The sequence below is a fragment of the Rhizobium sp. P40RR-XXII genome (assembly GCF_012641405.1).
Lineage (GTDB): Bacteria > Pseudomonadota > Alphaproteobacteria > Rhizobiales > Rhizobiaceae > Rhizobium.
The window spans coordinates 365,288-382,432 of record NZ_JABAII010000006.1 but is presented as its reverse complement, the minus strand read 5'-3'; the positions used below and the strand labels follow the sequence as shown (position 1 = coordinate 382,432).

The 17,145-nt window shown below is 58.3% G+C and carries 12 protein-coding genes; 7 read left to right on the top strand and 5 right to left on the bottom strand.

Going from position 1 to position 17,145, the window contains the following annotated elements; all coding sequences use genetic code 11:
• Positions 1-225, top strand: a 225-nt coding sequence (locus HGP16_RS14730; protein WP_168840752.1) for a transposase, incomplete at its 5' end; no start/stop codon positions are given.
• Between the two features lie 241 nt (positions 226-466).
• Here HGP16_RS14730 and HGP16_RS14725 read toward each other — a convergent pair.
• The 3 genes from HGP16_RS14725 to HGP16_RS14710 form a co-directional block, all read right to left on the bottom strand.
• Positions 467-952, bottom strand: a complete 486-nt coding sequence (locus HGP16_RS14725; protein ID WP_246705537.1) for a GFA family protein — start codon at positions 950-952, stop codon at positions 467-469.
• Complete coding sequence (locus tag HGP16_RS14720) at positions 949-1,323, bottom strand: GFA family protein (protein ID WP_168840751.1); 375 nt, start codon at positions 1,321-1,323, stop codon at positions 949-951. Before HGP16_RS14720 ends, HGP16_RS14725 begins: the two co-directional genes overlap by 4 nt.
• Positions 1,324-2,324: 1,001 nt before the next feature.
• A complete protein-coding gene (locus tag HGP16_RS14710; RefSeq protein ID WP_168840750.1) occupies positions 2,325-4,259 on the bottom strand; it encodes a methyl-accepting chemotaxis protein in 1,935 nt (644 codons plus the stop codon).
• A gap of 547 nt (positions 4,260-4,806) precedes the next feature.
• Between HGP16_RS14710 and HGP16_RS14705 the strand changes: the two genes are divergently transcribed.
• The gene (locus tag HGP16_RS14705) at positions 4,807-6,261 is read left to right on the top strand and encodes an NCS1 family nucleobase:cation symporter-1 (RefSeq protein WP_168840749.1); all 1,455 of its coding nucleotides are present in this window, start codon (positions 4,807-4,809) and stop codon (positions 6,259-6,261) included.
• A 289-nt stretch (positions 6,262-6,550) separates the two neighbouring features.
• Here the strand turns inward: HGP16_RS14705 and HGP16_RS14700 are convergent, their stop codons facing one another.
• The gene (locus HGP16_RS14700; protein ID WP_168840748.1) at positions 6,551-7,777 is read right to left on the bottom strand and encodes a diguanylate cyclase; all 1,227 of its coding nucleotides are present in this window, start codon (positions 7,775-7,777) and stop codon (positions 6,551-6,553) included.
• Between the two features lie 500 nt (positions 7,778-8,277).
• Here HGP16_RS14700 and HGP16_RS14695 point away from each other — a divergent pair, with 500 nt between their 5' ends.
• From HGP16_RS14695 to HGP16_RS14675, 5 genes are all read left to right on the top strand, one after another.
• The gene (locus HGP16_RS14695; protein WP_312867320.1) at positions 8,278-11,094 is read left to right on the top strand and encodes a winged helix-turn-helix domain-containing protein; all 2,817 of its coding nucleotides are present in this window, start codon (positions 8,278-8,280) and stop codon (positions 11,092-11,094) included.
• Between the two features lie 140 nt (positions 11,095-11,234).
• Positions 11,235-12,239, top strand: a complete 1,005-nt coding sequence (locus tag HGP16_RS14690) for a zinc-dependent alcohol dehydrogenase family protein (RefSeq protein ID WP_168840746.1) — start codon at positions 11,235-11,237, stop codon at positions 12,237-12,239.
• Between the two features lie 34 nt (positions 12,240-12,273).
• Positions 12,274-12,573 carry a 4-oxalocrotonate tautomerase family protein gene (locus HGP16_RS14685; protein WP_168840745.1) on the top strand — a complete coding sequence of 100 codons (300 nt, stop codon included), beginning with the start codon at positions 12,274-12,276 and terminating at the stop codon, positions 12,571-12,573.
• Between the two features lie 257 nt (positions 12,574-12,830).
• On the top strand, positions 12,831-13,655 hold the full coding sequence (locus tag HGP16_RS14680) for an alpha/beta fold hydrolase (RefSeq protein WP_168840744.1): 825 nt from the start codon (positions 12,831-12,833) through the stop codon (positions 13,653-13,655).
• 93 nt (positions 13,656-13,748) lie between these two features.
• Positions 13,749-14,714, top strand: a complete 966-nt coding sequence (locus tag HGP16_RS14675; protein WP_168840743.1) for an MBL fold metallo-hydrolase — start codon at positions 13,749-13,751, stop codon at positions 14,712-14,714.
• A 311-nt stretch (positions 14,715-15,025) separates the two neighbouring features.
• Here HGP16_RS14675 and HGP16_RS14670 read toward each other — a convergent pair whose 3' ends face one another.
• A complete protein-coding gene (locus HGP16_RS14670) occupies positions 15,026-16,795 on the bottom strand; it encodes an SLC13 family permease (RefSeq protein WP_168840742.1) in 1,770 nt (589 codons plus the stop codon).
• Positions 16,796-17,145 lie beyond the last annotated feature (350 nt).

The following is a 17,145-nucleotide window of genomic DNA, read 5'->3' as shown; positions in this document are numbered from 1 at the left end:
CGCAATGCCATCGCTGATAAAGGCGCTGTGGCGGTGATCCCCAACAATCCTTCCCGCGCCCAAAAATACCCGCTGGACAAGCATCTCTACGCCCAGCGCCACCTGATCGAGTGCTGCTTCTCGAGACTCAAGCAGTTCCGCAGGGTCGCTACGCGCTTCGAAAAAACCGCCGAAAACTACCTCGCAGTCGTCACTATCGCAGCAATCGTCCTATGGATCAGATAACTGTCCACACTTCCTAGTGTGATCCCGTTGCGGATCGAATAAAGGCTGGCAAGGATCGAGTTCCGGCAACAATCCGGCTTCTAGAAAAAGAAAGTCTCATTCGGCGTCTGTGTTCAGACTAAGGTCCATGTTCAATGCATTTTTCTTCGGATATGGGCTTCTTGCCCCCGGTCGCCTTCACCACAACTAGTGTAGGCGGTCAGCCCTGTCACCAGAGCAAGCTCTGGTGACAGGGCAATAGTTAGCCGATGGATGCCGTCGCTTCCCGTACCTTGATGCAGCTAATTGGATCGAAGGCTGAGAATCTCTTCGATCTCGCTCTTTCAGAAGCGCTCGCGCGTTTCTTCTGCGGCAAATCCAAACCGATATCAGCCCAACCAAGGCGGCTTTCGACACCATAATGTGAGCTAGGTACGACCCGTTGTGGATGATCGAGAGAGCCGACGGTCACGCGGATGAGTTCATCATCGTCATATCGGAGAAAAAGCGGTGTGCCGCAATCGGGGCAAAAGCCACGAATGGCGATCGGCGATGACCGGTAAATTCGTGCCTTTCCTTGTGTCCATTCGAAAGCCGCTAATGGCGCCTGCACCAGAGTGGCGAAAGCGCCGCCAGTTGCCCGCTTACACATGTTGCAGTGACAATAGCCGGCATGAGGATCCGCGCTGCTGAATTCGTACCGGCAGGACCCGCAAAGGCAACCGCCCGACCATCTCGCCTCGCTCATGGTCGGTCCTCTTCATATTGCTCCGCACCCTCGATTGGCGTTAGCCAAGGCTCTCGACGCTTGGTCCACAATTCATGGGTAGGGGTGAGGCGAGTGGGTGCCTCGGTCAGGACGCCGAGCTTCATCTCTACTTCTTCCTCGTTAAGTGCAAAAACCCGCGAACCGCACCGAGCGCAAAATTCCCGTCCGGCAAATTCACTCGTTTCGCCCTCGTATTCGAATTCAGCTGAAGACCATATGCCGAAATACGTGAAGGCCGAGCCACTTTCCTGCCGACAATCGGTGCAGTGGCAAATGCCGACGCGAAGAGGATTTCCTCGAACCGCCAAACGCACTTGCCCACAGCGGCACGAACCGGTCAATTTGGTCATGACACATCCTCTTCGTCGATGACATCCGTGGTTGGGCCATCGCCGCGCCTGACATGCTCTGAACGCCAACGCCCGTCGTCAAGCTGGTAGGTTATCTGGGTGTCTTCGCCTCCGTGCTGCTGCCGAGCTGCGGCTGATTTCGCCGCAGCAAGCGCGCTCTCGTGATCGGGAAACGTTTCTGACCAAACGTCACCGACGCGGTAGGCGAAGCCTTCATCATGTTTACCGACGTGATATGTTAAGGGCATCATCTCCTCCTAGCCTGATTGATAGGCTCCCAGGGCGATGGCGCAGTCCGTGTACTGAGCCATCGCGCGAAACGAGAAACTTCATTCATGGGACCCTGTTCGCGTAATCAAAGCTCTGAGAGGCAGAAAGGTTTCCAATTTTCGCGCGATCGGTCGATCGGAAGGCAGACGAATCCTAGCTTGCGGCTCGCGATCGAGCTGGCGGCCTTGCCGTTTTCTTCCTGCAAAGCCGGTCATTCTTTAGGTGGCCGGCGCACCACGACTGCGCGGGCCTAGCGGGAATTTCTTCGCATCGTCGTTCCATGGAGCGAAGATTACTGGGCCCGACGGCCGCAGGTCCTTCACGCTGCGTGTCACGAGATAGATCATGCTCGATCACGCTTGCCGCGAGCATCGCGTCGATCACCGGGGGGCGTAACCGCTGTTGCGTCTCGCTTCGCCTGAAATTCGTCCCGCATCGCCGAACGATCATGTCGTCAAGCAACAAAACCCGCCAAACCGGCGGACGCAACAGAAATTCGACGTTGGTCTCGTTCCAACTTGTGGTTCCACCCGTGTGGCTGTCTGCGCGGCAGCTTCGTCACTGCTGGCTCAGCCGAGCCCGGTTCGAAGCATTAATATTTCAGCCGTGAAAACTCGGGCGACATGACCATATCGGTTGGACGTGGGCGCGGGAAGGAAGCTCGCACCTTCCCGCGTTCGCCGATTTCGAAGCCTGACGATCCCATCCAAGGCGGGCCGACGCCTGGAGGATCAGAACTCGTCCCAGGATGCCGATGCCGCTGCGGTGGCACCGGAGGCGCCGAATGCGCCGGCAATTTTAGCCCGCAGCGAGCGCGCCGGCGATGCGGCAGGGCTGGACCGTTCCGTCACGACGGCTGGCCGCGCGCGGCTGCGGCCGTTCTGCAGATTGAACTGCCCGAGGATATCGTTCAGTGCGGTCACTTCCTTGGCGAGGCTGTGGCTGGCAGCCGTCGATTCCTCGACCATGGCCGCGTTCTGCTGTGTCCCCTGGTCGATGCTGTTGACGGCCGTGTTGATCTCCTGCAGGCCGGTTGTCTGTTCGCGCGCTGCCTCGACGATCGCCCGCACGTTGCGATCGATCTCTTCGACTTCCTTGACGATCTGCTGCAGCGATTGCCCGGTTCTCGTGACGAGAGTGACGCCACTGTCGACCTGCTGTCCCGATGTGGAAATGAGCGCCTTGATCTCCTTCGCCGCCGTGGCGGATCGCTGCGCAAGCTCGCGGACTTCCTGCGCGACGACGGCAAAGCCCTTGCCGGCGTCACCTGCACGCGCCGCCTCGACACCGGCATTCAGCGCAAGCAGGTTCGTCTGGAAGGCGATATCGTCGATGACACCGATGATGTTATTGATTTCGCCCGACGACTTCGAGATTGCTTCCATCGCGGCGATCGCCTGCTGCATGACTTCGCCCGATTTCTCCGCGCCGATCCGGGCGCGTCCGACCAGCGAGCTCGCTTCCTCCGCGCGCCGGGTGGAATCCTTGACGGTGGTGGTAATTTCTTCAAGGGCAGCGGCCGTCTCTTCGACGGAGGCTGCCTGCTGTTCGGTACGCTTGGAGAGATCCTCCGCGGCGGACCGGATTTGATTGGCGCCGGCCGCGATGGCTTGACCACCCTGGCCAACGGCGACAAGCGTCTCTTCGACCTTCGCCATCGAGGCGTTGAAATCTGCCCTCAGGCGATCAAGATGGGCGACGAAGGGCTGCTCTATGCGATAGATCAGATTGCCGTTTGAAAGTTCTCCCAGGCCGTTTGCCAGGCTGTCGACGGCAAACTGCGCGTCGGCGGCATCCTTGGCTTTTTGTGCCTCGCGCTCAAGCCTTTCCTTTTCGGAGAGACTGCGGCCGGCTGCGGCTTCCTGCTCCAGTCGGATACGCGCGATGGCGCTGTCGCGAAAGACGGAGACGGCCGCAGCCATCTGACCGACTTCGTCCCGACGTTCGATTCCTGAAACAGGCTCTTCTGTATGTCCGTCTGCGAGCGCGACCATGCGCGCCCGCAGCCGTTCGATCGGAGCGGTAATGCCGCGCGCTGAAACGAAAACAGCGATCGCGATCGCGGCGGCAAAGAGGACGCCAAGCGCAATCAACGCATCGGTGATGCTATCCGCGGCCCGTTGGCCGAGCATGGTGCTCTTGGCATCGATATTCTTGTTGAAGGTATCGAGCCATTGGCGAACCGCAAGAACCTCGTCATTGATCAGTGGATCCGCCTGCTTCAGCAGTTTGGTTGCAGCGTCGTCTTCGTCCGCAAGTCCCGCCTTCACCGCCTGATCGGTCAGCGCAATGATGTCATTGGCCCTCGTCACCAGTTTGTCCAGGGTATCCGACTCTGCCGGCATCAGCTGCTTGGCGGTTGCAAGGCGCTGGAGAAGGATCCTTTTGTTCTCATCATAGTCTTTTGAGAACGCGGCCATCTCCGGACTCTTCGCTCTATAGACAGAGATCTGATAGGCATTGTACCCCAGCGCCGTCACCCGCTGACTGGCCCTCGCCATCTCCACGGCCGCCCTCGCATCCTTCGTAATAAAGTTCGAATACGCGGCAATACTGTCCTTGTATTCGTTCGATAGGAAGAGGACGCCTGCAATCCCGATCAGACAGATCGGCATCATGATGGAGAGTACTTTCGTCCTGATTTTGGCGTTCTGAAGAAATGACATGAGGGGCTCGTGGTATTTGCGAGCAAGTGCCTGTCTGCGCAACGAGGGTCGACGCACTTTGGCCATTGCTCTGAAGATCGGGAACATCGCAGGGCTCGAGCGTCCTGCCCGTCGCATTTTGGCGCTGCGACATGAAAGATGGCAGATACATCTGATAAAAGAATTAATAACAAAAACCGTGTGAGTTGATCAAAGTATTTCGATCGGTGGTTGGCAGACGCAATAACAGCTAAAAATTGCATCCTTGCCTATAATTTAAAAAAAGCAACCGTTTTGCGTGCATAATTAGTTGAGTTGGATGATGTATACTATTTCAGGATCGGGTAACACGACCATTGCCAATCTATACTGTATCTTTTGCTCGCGTGTATGTGCGAGGGGTTACAGCTGGCACCCATGTCAGCGCATGTACGTCGAATGACGAGGTGCCGCGATCATGCGCTGGAAAAGCCGCCTGCCGCATCGCGTCGCGATTGCCATATAAGCATTTTGGGAGCACCCTTCGCCGGGAGTCGGGAGGACTCTGAACGATTGGGGGAGAGGGGAAATGACCATACAAAATCCATCGCCTGCATTGTACAACGAGGACTTGGCGCCTGCCGAAGAGAGGAAGTGGGGCGCGTTCAGTATCTTCAATGTATGGACGTCGGACGTTCACAGCCTTTGGGGATATTATCTTGCGGCTAGCCTTTTCCTGTTGTGCGGCAGTTTCATCAACTTCGTGATCGCGATCGGTATCGGCTCGCTGGTCATCTTCTTCCTTATGAGCCTCGTCGGTAACGCCGGCGTCAAGACGGGCGTGCCTTTCCCGGTTCTTGCCCGCGCCTCCTTTGGAACCTTCGGCGCAAATGCACCGGCGCTGGTGCGGGCCGTCGTCGCTTGCTTCTGGTATGGTGCCCAGACCGCGGCTGCCTCAGGTGCCATCGTCGCTCTTCTGATCCGCAACGAGAGCATTCTCGCATTCCATCAAAACAGCCATATGCTCGGCCACTCAACACTCGAGGTCATCTGCTATGTTGTCGTATGGGCGCTGCAGCTTTTGATCATCCAGCGCGGCATGGAGACGGTGCGCAAATTTCAGGATCTGGCCGGCCCCGCCGTCTGGATCATGATGCTGATGCTTGCGATCTATCTAGTGGTCAAGGCGGGCACGTTTTCCTTCGGCAGTGAAATTCCGCGCGAAGTCCTGCTGGAAAAGACGAAGGACGCGGGTGTGCCCGGTGAACCTGGATCCTTGTCGGCGCTTGCAGCTGTTGCCGCGACCTGGATCACTTATTTTGCCGCGCTTTATTTGAACTTCTGCGATTTCTCACGTTACGCCAAGGACACCAAGACTTTGCGGAAGGGTAATCTCTGGGGTCTGCCGATCAATCTGCTCGCCTTCTGTCTCGTCGCTGGCGTCACCACGACGGCTGCCTTCACGGTCTATGGCGAAGTGCTTCTCCATCCCGAAGCGATCTCGGCGAAATTCGACAGCTGGTTCCTGGCGCTGCTTGCCGCATTGACCTTTGCGGTCGCGACGCTCGGCATCAACGTGGTCGCAAACTTCGTCTCGCCGGCATTCGACTTTTCGAATGTTTTTCCAAGGCGGATCAGCTTCAAGCGGGGTGGCTATATTGCGGCCCTGGTCGCGCTCGTGCTCTATCCGTTCGCGCCGTGGGAGACGGGCGCCGCCCATTTCGTCAATTTCATCGGCTCAAGCATGGGGCCGATCTTCGGGATCATGATGGTGGATTACTATCTGATCCGGAAAGGCGAGCTGAATGTCGCGGCGCTCTATCAGGAAAGCGGCGAGTTTCGCTTCCAGAACGGCTGGCATAGAAACGCCTTTATTGCCTTCGTGATCGGTGCGCTGTTCTCGTCGATCCTGCCGACCTTCACATCGATCCTGCCAGAATGGTGGGGAACCTACGGTTGGTTCTTCGGCGTCGGTATCAGCGGCACAGTCTATTATGTGCTTCGTATGAGCGCTCGTGGTTCCGCCATCGGGGCCGCGACTTAATCAAAATTGCCTAAGCAATGAGGACCAGAAAGTGATGTAGCTCGATCGATTGTCGAGTTCATCAGGGCTGGGCCGGGAATGGCCCAGCTTATCGCAGCCCGCAAACCGTTAAATAGATCATCGCCCATTGTGGCGGTGATCTGAAGATGGCTAGCTAACAACCTTCTTCAGCGGCATAAGAGGTCTTGGTTGAGACACTGCTCAAGCGAAAGACAGTCTTCACGCGAGGCGGTTACAATCAGCTGGCAACGGATAGTTCGGCTGCACGCAGCAGCGGCTGACCATCTAACTAATGAGTTGCGACCCGAGCCGACAGTCGTTCTCTAACTGGATCCTCCAGATTGCTTTCATCAACTGTCGCGCTGAAATTCTCCCTGGCGACCCGGTTGCGGCCCGCGGATTTGGCAGTGTAAAGAAGCTTGTCGGCGCGTCCCATCATCTGGCGGAGGTTCTCTCCAGCGCGACCCTCGATGACGCCGAAGCTCGCCGTCGTCGTCCGTTTAACCGGCAATACGTGATGCAGGTTATTTTCTGCGGCAGAGCGAATCCGCTCGGCGATCGCAACAGCCTCGGCTTCCGAAGTGTCGGGCATTAGGACTGCGAACTCCTCTCCGCCTATGCGCCCGACAAGGTCGGACCCACGAACTTCGTTTATGAGCATCTGGCCGAACCGCCGCAGTACGTCGTCACCGGACTGGTGTCCGTAAGTGTCGTTGATTGACTTAAAGTGATCAAGATCACAGAGCACGAGCGAAAGCGGGATCTTTGACACCCGCCGAAACAGAATCTCGGAGCGTTCCTCAAACCCCCGGCGGTTGAGGGCCTTGGTTAGAATATCGACGTCACGCTCCTGCCGGAGATCATCGAGAAGGTCAGAAAACGCGGCTGCAAGGATCGCAAATGCGAGTATTACCCCCATAATCGCGACTGACACCTGAAGCGCCTGCCAAAAGGGAGACTGGCCAAACGTCGTTGCCGAGAAAACGGCATTTGGCCCGACTGTTAACGCCGTCCGCGGGAAAAACTGCACCGCAAAAATGAACATGATCCAAAACAATGTTCGATCAATTCTTCGCGCGTTTGATTGAGGTGCGATTCGCAAGGATGCGACGACCAGAATAGCGCCGTACCCGAAATTCTGAACGTAGATTCGGGCGATCAGGTTCGGCGTCACGTAGCAAAAATACCAGAGGAGCCCCATAAAGGTTGCGAGGAGCACAATGTCCATTGCAAGACCGAACCGCTTCTGCGATCGCCGCAGGATGCCTTCGGTCGCCGCGATGACGGCAGACGTGTAAAATACGCCCGATATCATGGCATTCGGATAGGGAGCATCGGGTAAATGCAGTACCTGCGCCAAGGCGCCGCCGGAAAAAAGCACGCAGGCAAGAGCGAGCGGTAAAAGATAGTGGCGTCTTCGCTCGACCAACCAAGCACTACAAAATACGCAGCCAAACACAAAAAGCGTTCCCGGTGCGATTAGTGACATTGCAATCGTCGAATGTGATGTAACCATCGCGGCCCTTCGTCACTTCGAAGCTTCAGAGTGTAGCCTTTATTTGCAAAAGGAATGACAGATCAGACGCAACGTTTCCTGAAGACGACCTATAAAATTTTACCGAATACGGCGAAGGACATGCAAACGCACGACGGCGCTCCTGTGACAGATCCGGCTGAAGACAAGAAAACCCCCGGGCAAGGGGCGGCTACGCCGGTGTGGTGTGCAACTTTCCCGGCGCTAAATTCTCTAGGAGGGGACGGGTCTTGATATTGCAATAACCTGAAGCACAGTGTTGTATCTCGCGGTGCCTTGCGACGACGGCACGGCACGTACTGATCCCTCAAGAAGATGGGACGGCCCGCTAGTTCGTTGCCATACATTCTCGAGCCAAGATTGTATTGGGCTGTCATTCTCCGACCCGACAGGATCGACTATGATCGGCCGCGTTCCCATTGGCTATCAGGGCAGGCAGGATGGAGCGACACGCATTCCCTAACGCATCCACGAGGTCGGATGTGGCGAAATTCTTCGGCGAATTCCGGCTATATCCGGGGCGGCACCTCCTTGTCAGAGACCAGGAGCCGGTGGCAATCGGGTCGCGAGCGCTCGACATCCTGATCGCGCTGACGGAGCGGCCTGGCGAGCTCGTGACAAAGGACGAACTGATTGCGTGCGCCTGGCCCAACTCGATAGTCGAGGAATCGAACCTAAGAGCGCAGATCGCCGTGCTTCGCAAGGCGCTGAGCGAGGATCAATCCGCCCCGCGCTATATTGCCGCCGTCCCTTCGCGGGGCTATCGGTTTATCGCGCCGCTTTCCCATTCGCAGGTTGCGAACGAGCCTGCGGAGGCCGCGCCAAACAATCTTCCACGGCAACTTACGCGGCCCATCGGAAGGGAGGAGGCGGTCGAAATCCTTGAAGGACGCGTTCAACGGTTTCGTCTGGTCTCTATTGTCGGTCCGGGCGGCATCGGAAAGACAACCGTCGGCGTCCGCGTGGCAGAGGAACTATCTTCATCGTACGAACACGGCGTGTGCTTTATGGACCTAGCACCGCTTCCGCATCCTTCGTCTCTTCCGTCCGTGCTGGCGTCACAGCTTCGGCTCCCGGAGATAACGGGTGATCCCGTTTCCCTGTTGAACGCGCACCTCCGTGACAAACATATGTTGCTAATATTCGACAGTTGCGAACTGGTGCTGGACGACGCCGCGCAGCTGGCGGAGACCTTACTCCGGCAGGCTCCGGGCATCAGTATTCTCGCCACCAGCCGAGAGGCCTTGCGGGTGGAAGGGGAGAGCGTGTTCAGGCTTCCGCCGCTGGATATGCCGCCGCTTGGCTCCGGCCTCACCGCGGCCGATGCTTTGGCATTTCCCGCCATTCGCCTTTTTGTGGAGCGCGCAACGTCTGGAAGCGAGTATGCCTTCGATGATGACGAGGCTCCGATCGTCACCCACATATGCCGTCAGCTCGACGGGATCGCCCTCGCAATCGAGCTCGCTGCGGGCAGGGTTGAGGCATTCGGGACAAGAGGGATAGCGGAGCTTTTGAATGATCGCCTACGATTGCTGACGGGTGGTCGGCGCACTGCTCTTCCACGTCACCAGACGCTGGCTGCAATGATCGACTGGAGCTACGGTGCGCTTTCACCTGAGGAACAGACGGTGTTGCGAGCGCTTGCCGTACTCGCTGGCGAATTCGGTCGCGAGGCAGCGGTGGCCGTTGCTTTCGACCCGCTCGCCGAACGCGATGTAGCGGGGAAACTCGCGCAACTCGTGGCGAAGTCCCTCTTGGCTGTCGACACGCACGGCAAGGTGGCGCGATACCGATTGCTCGATACGACACGTGCCTTCGCTGCAAGCAAATTGCAGGAAGAAGGGGAGGTCAGCCTTGTCGTCCGGCGCCTGGCGAGATACCTGTGCGAAACTCTCGAGCATTCGCATGAAGAAGTTGAAACCCTGCCGAGTGAGGACTGGCTGCACAAGTACGGTTCTCAAATCAACAATGTCCGCTACGTCCTTGACTGGGCCTACTCGGACGACGGCGACGCCGATGTAGGCATTGCCGTAACTGTTTCGGCCGTCCCCCTCTGGTATCAACTATCGCTGGTCGATGAATGCCTGACGTGTGTGCAACGCGCACTTCTGGGCCTCGATCCAGGAGAGAAGCGGGACGGTCGCGCTCGTCAGGTTATGCAGCTCTATAGGGCGCTCGGCCTCGCTCAGGCCTTCAAGGTCGGGTTCGCGCCACAGGCTCCTGCCGCGTTCTCGAAGGCCCTGGAGATAGCCGAGGAGCTGGGAGACGTAGACGCACAAGCCGAAGCCCTGTGGGGCTTGTGGGTGGCGCAGGTGGGTATGGGCGATTATCGTGCGTCGCGCGATAACGCGGATCGGTTCGTAAAGCTTGCTCAAAACAGCCTCGACAGGTTCATCGGCGACCGCATGCTGAGCATGACCCTCTTCTGCATGGGAGATTTCCGAGGTGCCCGCCGCCACGCCGATCTCATGCTGGCCCATGATGTCTTCACCGACATTCCCACTCGTGTGTCCGTCAGGTTCAGGTTTGGTCAATCCGTTTCGGCGCGAATACAGCCCGCTCAGCTCCTGTGGATGCAGGGCTTCCCGGATCAGGCCGTGCGCGCCGCCGATGCCGCTGTCGAGGCGGCGAGGGCTTCCGGCCACGCGATTTCCCTATGCGAAGCGCTGGCTCGGTGGTCGTGTCCAATCCTCGTTCATGTCGGAGACCTCGCGGCAGCTGATTACGCGATCACGGAACTATTCGATTTGGCCACACTGAACGGGCTTGGTCCCTGGGAGGTGTTCGGCCGGTGCTGGAAAGCTGCCGTGCTGATCGAACGGGGATACCCCGAAAGAGGCGTTCCGCTTCTCCGCAACGCGCTGGCGGAATTGCGCCAGGTCAAGCTGTTCAACCTCTACAACGTCAGATTTGTGTGCTTCATGGCCGAGGGTCTTGCCGCGCTCAACGAGCACGTCGAAGCACGCGCGCTCGTTGAGGCGGCCATTACCGCAAGCGAAGACAAGGACGAACTCTGGTACATCACGGAACTCTATCGTCTGAAGGGTGACATTCTTGCGCAATGTGGACATGGCAACGAAGCCGAGCAGTGCTATCTCCGTTCGATGGAACTGGCGCGACAGCAAGATGCACTTTCCCTGGAGCTGAGAGCAGCCTCTAGTCTGTCTCGGTCAGTGCTGGCGCGCGGCGACAGGATTGGTGCGCGCAAGCTCCTCGCCGACGTCTATGAGCGTTTCAGCGAAGGTCTGGATACCGCAGATTTGATCACAGCGAAGGCGGTACTGGCCGAACTTTCCTGACCGAGAAGTGCCTTTCCGCGGGCACGCACCGTTGGCCGTCACACAAGAATTCACAACGATTCACTGGCTGTGGACCGTCCTGTTCTGCCATCTTCTGCCCGTCGCCGGATTGTCGGCAACGCAGCATGAAGGGCAGACTGATGAAAACCACCACGCCTATAGAAATGGACGCACTCGTCCTCACTGAAGCGAACTCGGAGCTTGTCCGCACGCGCATGGTCTGCCCGGCTCCCGCTGCGGGGGAGGTTCTCGTCCGCGTCAAGGCGAGCAGCGTCAACCCGCTCGATCTCAAGATCAAGAGCGGACAGGCCCCACACGCCCGCCACCCGTTGCCCGCCATCCTTGGAATGGACCTAGCCGGGGTCGTCGAGGCAGTCGGACCCGGGGTCACATCCTTCAAGCCGCAGGACGAGGTCTTTGGCTTAACTGGCGGCGTAGGCGGCCTGCAGGGCTCGTTGGCGACCTTCGTTTCGGTCGACGCCGATCTCCTCGCTCCAAAACCAAGCAACCTTACCATGCGTGAGGCGGCCGCTCTGCCGCTCGTATTCATTACCGCGTGGGAAGGGCTGGTTGATCGCGCCGAGGTCCAGGCGCGGCAGAAGGTGCTAGTGCTCGGTGCTGGCGGTGTCGGTCATATAGCAATCCAGATCGCACGCGCCTTCGGAGCCGATGTCTTCGCCGTCGATAAGGCGTCGAAGCAGAGGCAGATCGAAGAGCTGTGTGCGACGGCAATCGACCGTCATCAGACCACAGTCGAGGAATACGTGAAGGACCACACCGGCGGACGCGGCTTCGACGTCGTCTATGATACCGTCGGCGGGGCAGGGATCGATGCAGCATTCAACGCCGTCACCAGGTTCGGCCACGTCGTCAGTTGCCTCGGGTGGGGCACCCATTCCCTCGGCCCCCTCTCTTTCCGGGCTGCGAGCTACTCTGGCGTCTTCACGCTCCTGCCGATCCTGACCGGCGAAGGACGGGCCCATCACGGGGCGATCCTACGCGAGGCGAAGCGCCTGGTCGAAGCCGGGAAGGTCACGCCGCTCCTAGACCCGCGCCGCTTCAGCTTCGAGACTATCGCTGAAGCCTATGCCGAAATCGAAAACCGCACGGCCAATGGAAAGATCGTCATCGACGTCACCGGCTAGGTGGACGTCTCAACCGAACGAAGGAAACAAAGGCATGCCATTCGTAAACGTAAAGCTGGTCGACGGCGTCTTCACGCCCGAGGAAAAACACGCCATGGCCAAGGCCTTGACCGATGTCATGGTCAAGTTTGAAGGATCGAAGGCTTTTCGCGAAGTCGTCTGGGTCCTGATCGAGGAGCTGCACACGGACGGCTGGCACATCGGCGGCAGGCCGTTCGAGGGGCCAAAGTCTCTGATGACAACTCTTTCGAAGTCCAGGGACATCGTCGAGACGATCGACGGCAATCCAACCACCCGCAAAGAGTGGGCCGATGCCGCGCCCGTCCGCGGCTGACTGACCTTCATCGTGGGCCGCGGGCAAGAGATTAAAAGCCGGACGCGTCATTTCCGCCTGCGGAGCCATCCGAGCGAAGAAGGAAAAGGACCATGACCTCCAGAGTACATTTTCCGATACCCGCCGTCACACGCAGGGAGGTCTTGATAGGGACCGCCGCGACGGCAGTCACGGCCCTGCCGATGCACGCGCTCGCGGCCACGGCCAGGGCGTCTTCGAATCCAACCAGTGCAAACACTGAAACCGGGAGTGAGATCATGAGCAGCATCGCCACGAAAAACGGCGCGCAGATTTTCTACAAGGACTGGGGTTCCGGTCAGCCGATCGTATTCCACCACGGCTGGCCACTCAGTGCCGACGACTGGGACAACCAGATGCTATTCTTCCTGGGCAAGGGTTTCCGCGTCATCGCCCACGATCGCAGGGGTCACGGCCGCTCCAGCCAGACCTCGGGCGGCAACGACATGGATACGTACGCAGCCGATGTCGCAGCCCTGGCTGAGGCGCTCGACCTCCGCGGCGCCATCCACGTCGGCCATTCGACGGGCGGCGGCGAAGTCACCAGGTATGTCGCCAGACATGGTAAGAGCCGGGTCGCCAAGGCGGTGCTCATTTCCGCTATCCCTCCGGTCATGGTCAAGTCCGATAGAAATCCGGGCGGACTTCCGATCGAGGTGTTCGACGGATACCGCGCGGCGTTGGCCGCAAATCGGGCACAGCTCTACCTCGATATCGCGAGCGGGCCGTTCTACGGCTTCAACCGCCCCGGTGCGGCCATCTCCGAAGGAACGATCCGCAACTGGTGGCGGCAAGGCATGATGGGCGGCGCGAACGCACATTACGAATGCATCAAGGTCTTTTCCGAGACCGATTTCACGGAAGACCTCAAGGCCATCGACGTCCCGGTCCTCGTGATGCACGGCAGCGACGACCAGGTCGTTCCCATCGCCGACTCCGCGGAACTCTCGGTGAAGTTGCTCAAGAACGGGACGCTCAAGGTCTACGACGGCTACCCACATGGAATGTTCACGACGCACGCTGACGTGATCAACGCAGACCTTCTGGCCTTCATCAAGGCCTGACGGCCGGGCGGGCCGCAAAGGCCCGCCTCGTCCTTACCAAACCCCGTTCGAAAGCCGTCGGCTCGTTCGAGACCGGCCGTGGAAAGGTATGTCATGAAATCCGATCACATGCTCTCGCGCCGTGGATTTTGCCTCTGCTGCATCGGTGCCGCAGGATTCGCCGCGACGGGAGGGTGGTTAAGTCCCCGCCAGGCCTATGCCGAGGCACGTGGCCTGGTGAGCCTCATAAAGGACAGCGCCGCCAAGTCCGCCATCTCCACCTACAAACTAAGGAGCGGCATCACCATCCTCGAAGGTTCCGGCGGCAACGTCGCGGTGTTGAGCGGCAAGGACGGCCTCGTCATGGTGGACGCAGGCATCAGCGTTTCCCGCAAACAGATGAGCAAGGCTCTCGCAGAAATCTCGCCAGCTCCCGTCACCCATCTGATCAATACCCATTGGCATTTCGACCATGCGGACGGGAACGCCTGGATTGGGTCCGGAGGAGCCAAGATCATCGCGCATGAAAACACCCGTAAGTACCTGTCGCAGGTCCAAAGGGTGGAAGACTGGGACTACAATTTCCTCCCGGTCGGGAAAAGCGGGGAGCCACAGTATGTCTTCTCCAAGGAACACACGCTTAAGCTGAACGGAGAAACCGCAATTCTCAAATACTATGGCGCCGCCCATACTGATGGGGACATCTCGGTTATGTTCCAAGAGGCGGATATCCTTCACGTCGGCGACACTTACTGGAACGGCATCTATCCCTTTATCGATCACTCGACGGGCGGCAGCATCGACGGAATGATCGCGGCCTCTGAAGCGAATCTCGCCGCGTCCACCGACAAGACCATTATCATACCGGGTCACGGCGACCCAGTGAGCAACCGCGCCGAGTTGCGTGACTTCCGCGACATGCTGGTCGCCGTCCGCGAGAACGTCGCGAAGTTCAAACGCCAGGGACGCTCCCTCGACGAGGTAGTCGAGGCGAAGCCCACGTCAGCGTTTGACGCGAAATGGGGTCAGTTCGTGATTGATCCCGCCTTCTTTACGAGGCTGGTCTATGCCGGCGTCTAGGCGTCGCTATGGCGCTTCATTGTTCCTCTCGATGAACATTTCTCTGCGACTGTGGCGGGACATGGTTCCCACGCAGATGCGGGGACTGCGGGATCGTATAGACATGTCGTATAGCTTGATCCCACTACGTTTTTTGGAAAGCAATGCATGCTATTGGCACGCTGACGTCAAGCGTTACGCCGTCCTTGCAAGTTTGGGAGTTTACCCGACATGGGAGAATGTCGCAGGCTCATATGCAGGGTTTGCCATGCCAGTGTGGCACCAACCCTGCTTCAAGCAGGAACGTTAAGGAAATTTAAGGCGAGCCCGCATTAGCGGATCGGCCACACGTAGAGCAGCGCCGGAACGCTAACGAGAATGATGATGATCGACAACGGCAATCCCAGCCGCGGATAGTCAGCAAACTTGTAGCCGCCTGGCCCCATTACCAACGTATTGCACTGATGGCCGATCGGAGTCAGAAAATCACTGCCAGCGCCGATGGCGACCGCCATGAGAAAGGCTTCTGGCTTGAAGTTGAGTGCTTGCGCAAAGCTCGCGGCAATCGGTGCCATGACAAGGACAGTTGCGGCGTTGTTGAGAAATGGCGTCACGGCCATGGCGGTGACGAGGATTAGCGCCAAAGCGCCAAAGGGTGGCATCTGCGCGGCGAAAAAGCCGAGCCACTGAGCAATCAACTCGCTGCCTCCGGTCGTGCGCAAGGTATCGGAAACCGGAATGAGCGCCGCCAGCATGATGAGAATGGGACCGTCGATGGATTTGTAGAGGTCGACCAGCGGAATGACGCGAAAGACGATCATTGCGAGTGCCGCCGCAAAGAAGCCGATTGAGACCGGCACAAGCCCGGCGGCTGTGCTGCCCATAGCGGCAGTGAGGATGAACAACGGGATATAGGCGCGACGGGGTGTTCCGAGCAGGATCTCTCGCTCGGCAAGTGGCAGGCAACCAAACTCCTGCAGAAAGCCAGGAAGGCTTGTGCGGCTGCCTTGAAGCACGACGACATCACCGGCCTGCAATCGCAGTCTGCCAAGCCGCTCGGTCAAGCGCTCGCCGTGACGACTGACGGCCAGCAGGTTAATGCCGCGCCGGTTGTAAAGCGCGAGCTGTCGAACCGAAAGGCCGCGCAGCGCCGATTCTGATGCGATGACCGCCTCGATCGCGGTCACATCGTTTTGATTTTTTGCACTGGCCGCCGTCTTGCCCGCAGGCTTCAGCCTGGCGCCCGAAATTACGCGGTCGAGCCCCTGTGGGCTTCCTTCCAATAGGATCGTGTCGCCAATCTGGAGTGAGGCGTCTGGAAAGGGCGCCATGCGCAACTGTTCGCGAAGGATTGCCGTTGCGACGACGTCACCGTCTCCTAGACCGGTCACGTCCGCCAGTTGTTTGCCCACGGCGCTCGATTCGTCCGTCACGGTGGCTTCGGAAGAATAGACCTTCATCTCAAGCGCTTCATCGAGCGCCTTATTCTTGTTTTCGCGCACTGGTACGAGCCAATGGAAGGCGATCAGAAAGGCAACGCCGACGAGTGTCAGTGTCGCGCCGACGAACGTGAAATCGAACATACCGAACGATGTGCCGGTGATCTCATGACGCAGCCGCGAAACGACAATATTGGGCGACGTGCCAATCTGCGTCATCAGTCCTCCAATTAACGCAGCAAAACTCATCGGCATCAGATAGCGGGACGGGGATAGACCGATCTTGCTGGAAAACTGGAAAGCAACCGGCATCATGATGGCCAATGCGCCGATATTCTTGATGAAAGCTGACAGGACGGCGACAACAATGAGCAGCAGCGCCAGTTGCGCGTGGAGCGATTGCAGGTTCGGAAAAAATCGCTTGATCGCTGAATCGACAATGCCCGAACGAGCCACGCCGGCGCTGACCACCAGTGCACTGCCAACGATGATGACGATGTCGTCACTGAAGCCTGAAAAAGCTCGCTCGAAGGGAACAATCCCGACGGCAATCGATAAGATCAGCGCGCAGCAGGCAACTATGTCATAGCGGAATCGATCCCAGATGAAGACGATCATCATCAGACCGATAACCCCGAACGCCAGAGCTTGCTCTATCGACATGCTACTCCAAAGGCTTGCGCTCGCCCGCTTGCGGTGCTCCGTTCAATGTTGCGTACGGGAAAAAGTTCCGCGTCGTCTCTCGATTTCTGGTCCCTCTCATAGCATTGAAAGAGAACTCCGCACGCAGTTCTCTGTGTTGAATTTCGTTCAAAATTCAACCAACTCATCATATTTGCCGTGATCGGAAACCGCCGCGGGCATCAATTACTGACAGGCCCAAATCCCTTTTTCGATGTCAAATGGTGCGTTAATCGCTCAGGTGGATGTCGCTTCGATTGGAACAACTAACTTGCTTGGAGGTTAGTTTCGCTGATCGCCGAGGCGAGAATTCCTTTCCGCGTAATGCGTGG

Excerpts from the sequence above, each read along its gene's own strand:
- HGP16_RS14725 (WP_246705537.1), bottom strand. The coding sequence starts at position 952 with ATGAGCGAGGCGAGATGGTCGGGCGGTTGCCTTTGCGGGTCCTGCCGG.
- HGP16_RS14720 (WP_168840751.1), bottom strand. The coding sequence starts at position 1,323 with ATGACCAAATTGACCGGTTCGTGCCGCTGTGGGCAAGTGCGTTTGGCG.
- HGP16_RS14710 (WP_168840750.1), bottom strand. The coding sequence starts at position 4,259 with ATGTCATTTCTTCAGAACGCCAAAATCAGGACGAAAGTACTCTCCATC.
- HGP16_RS14705 (WP_168840749.1), top strand. The coding sequence starts at position 4,807 with ATGACCATACAAAATCCATCGCCTGCATTGTACAACGAGGACTTGGCG.
- HGP16_RS14700 (WP_168840748.1), bottom strand. The coding sequence starts at position 7,777 with ATGGTTACATCACATTCGACGATTGCAATGTCACTAATCGCACCGGGA.
- HGP16_RS14690 (WP_168840746.1), top strand. The coding sequence starts at position 11,235 with ATGAAAACCACCACGCCTATAGAAATGGACGCACTCGTCCTCACTGAA.
- HGP16_RS14685 (WP_168840745.1), top strand. The coding sequence starts at position 12,274 with ATGCCATTCGTAAACGTAAAGCTGGTCGACGGCGTCTTCACGCCCGAG.
- HGP16_RS14680 (WP_168840744.1), top strand. The coding sequence starts at position 12,831 with ATGAGCAGCATCGCCACGAAAAACGGCGCGCAGATTTTCTACAAGGAC.
- HGP16_RS14675 (WP_168840743.1), top strand. The coding sequence starts at position 13,749 with ATGAAATCCGATCACATGCTCTCGCGCCGTGGATTTTGCCTCTGCTGC.
- HGP16_RS14670 (WP_168840742.1), bottom strand. The coding sequence starts at position 16,795 with ATGTCGATAGAGCAAGCTCTGGCGTTCGGGGTTATCGGTCTGATGATG.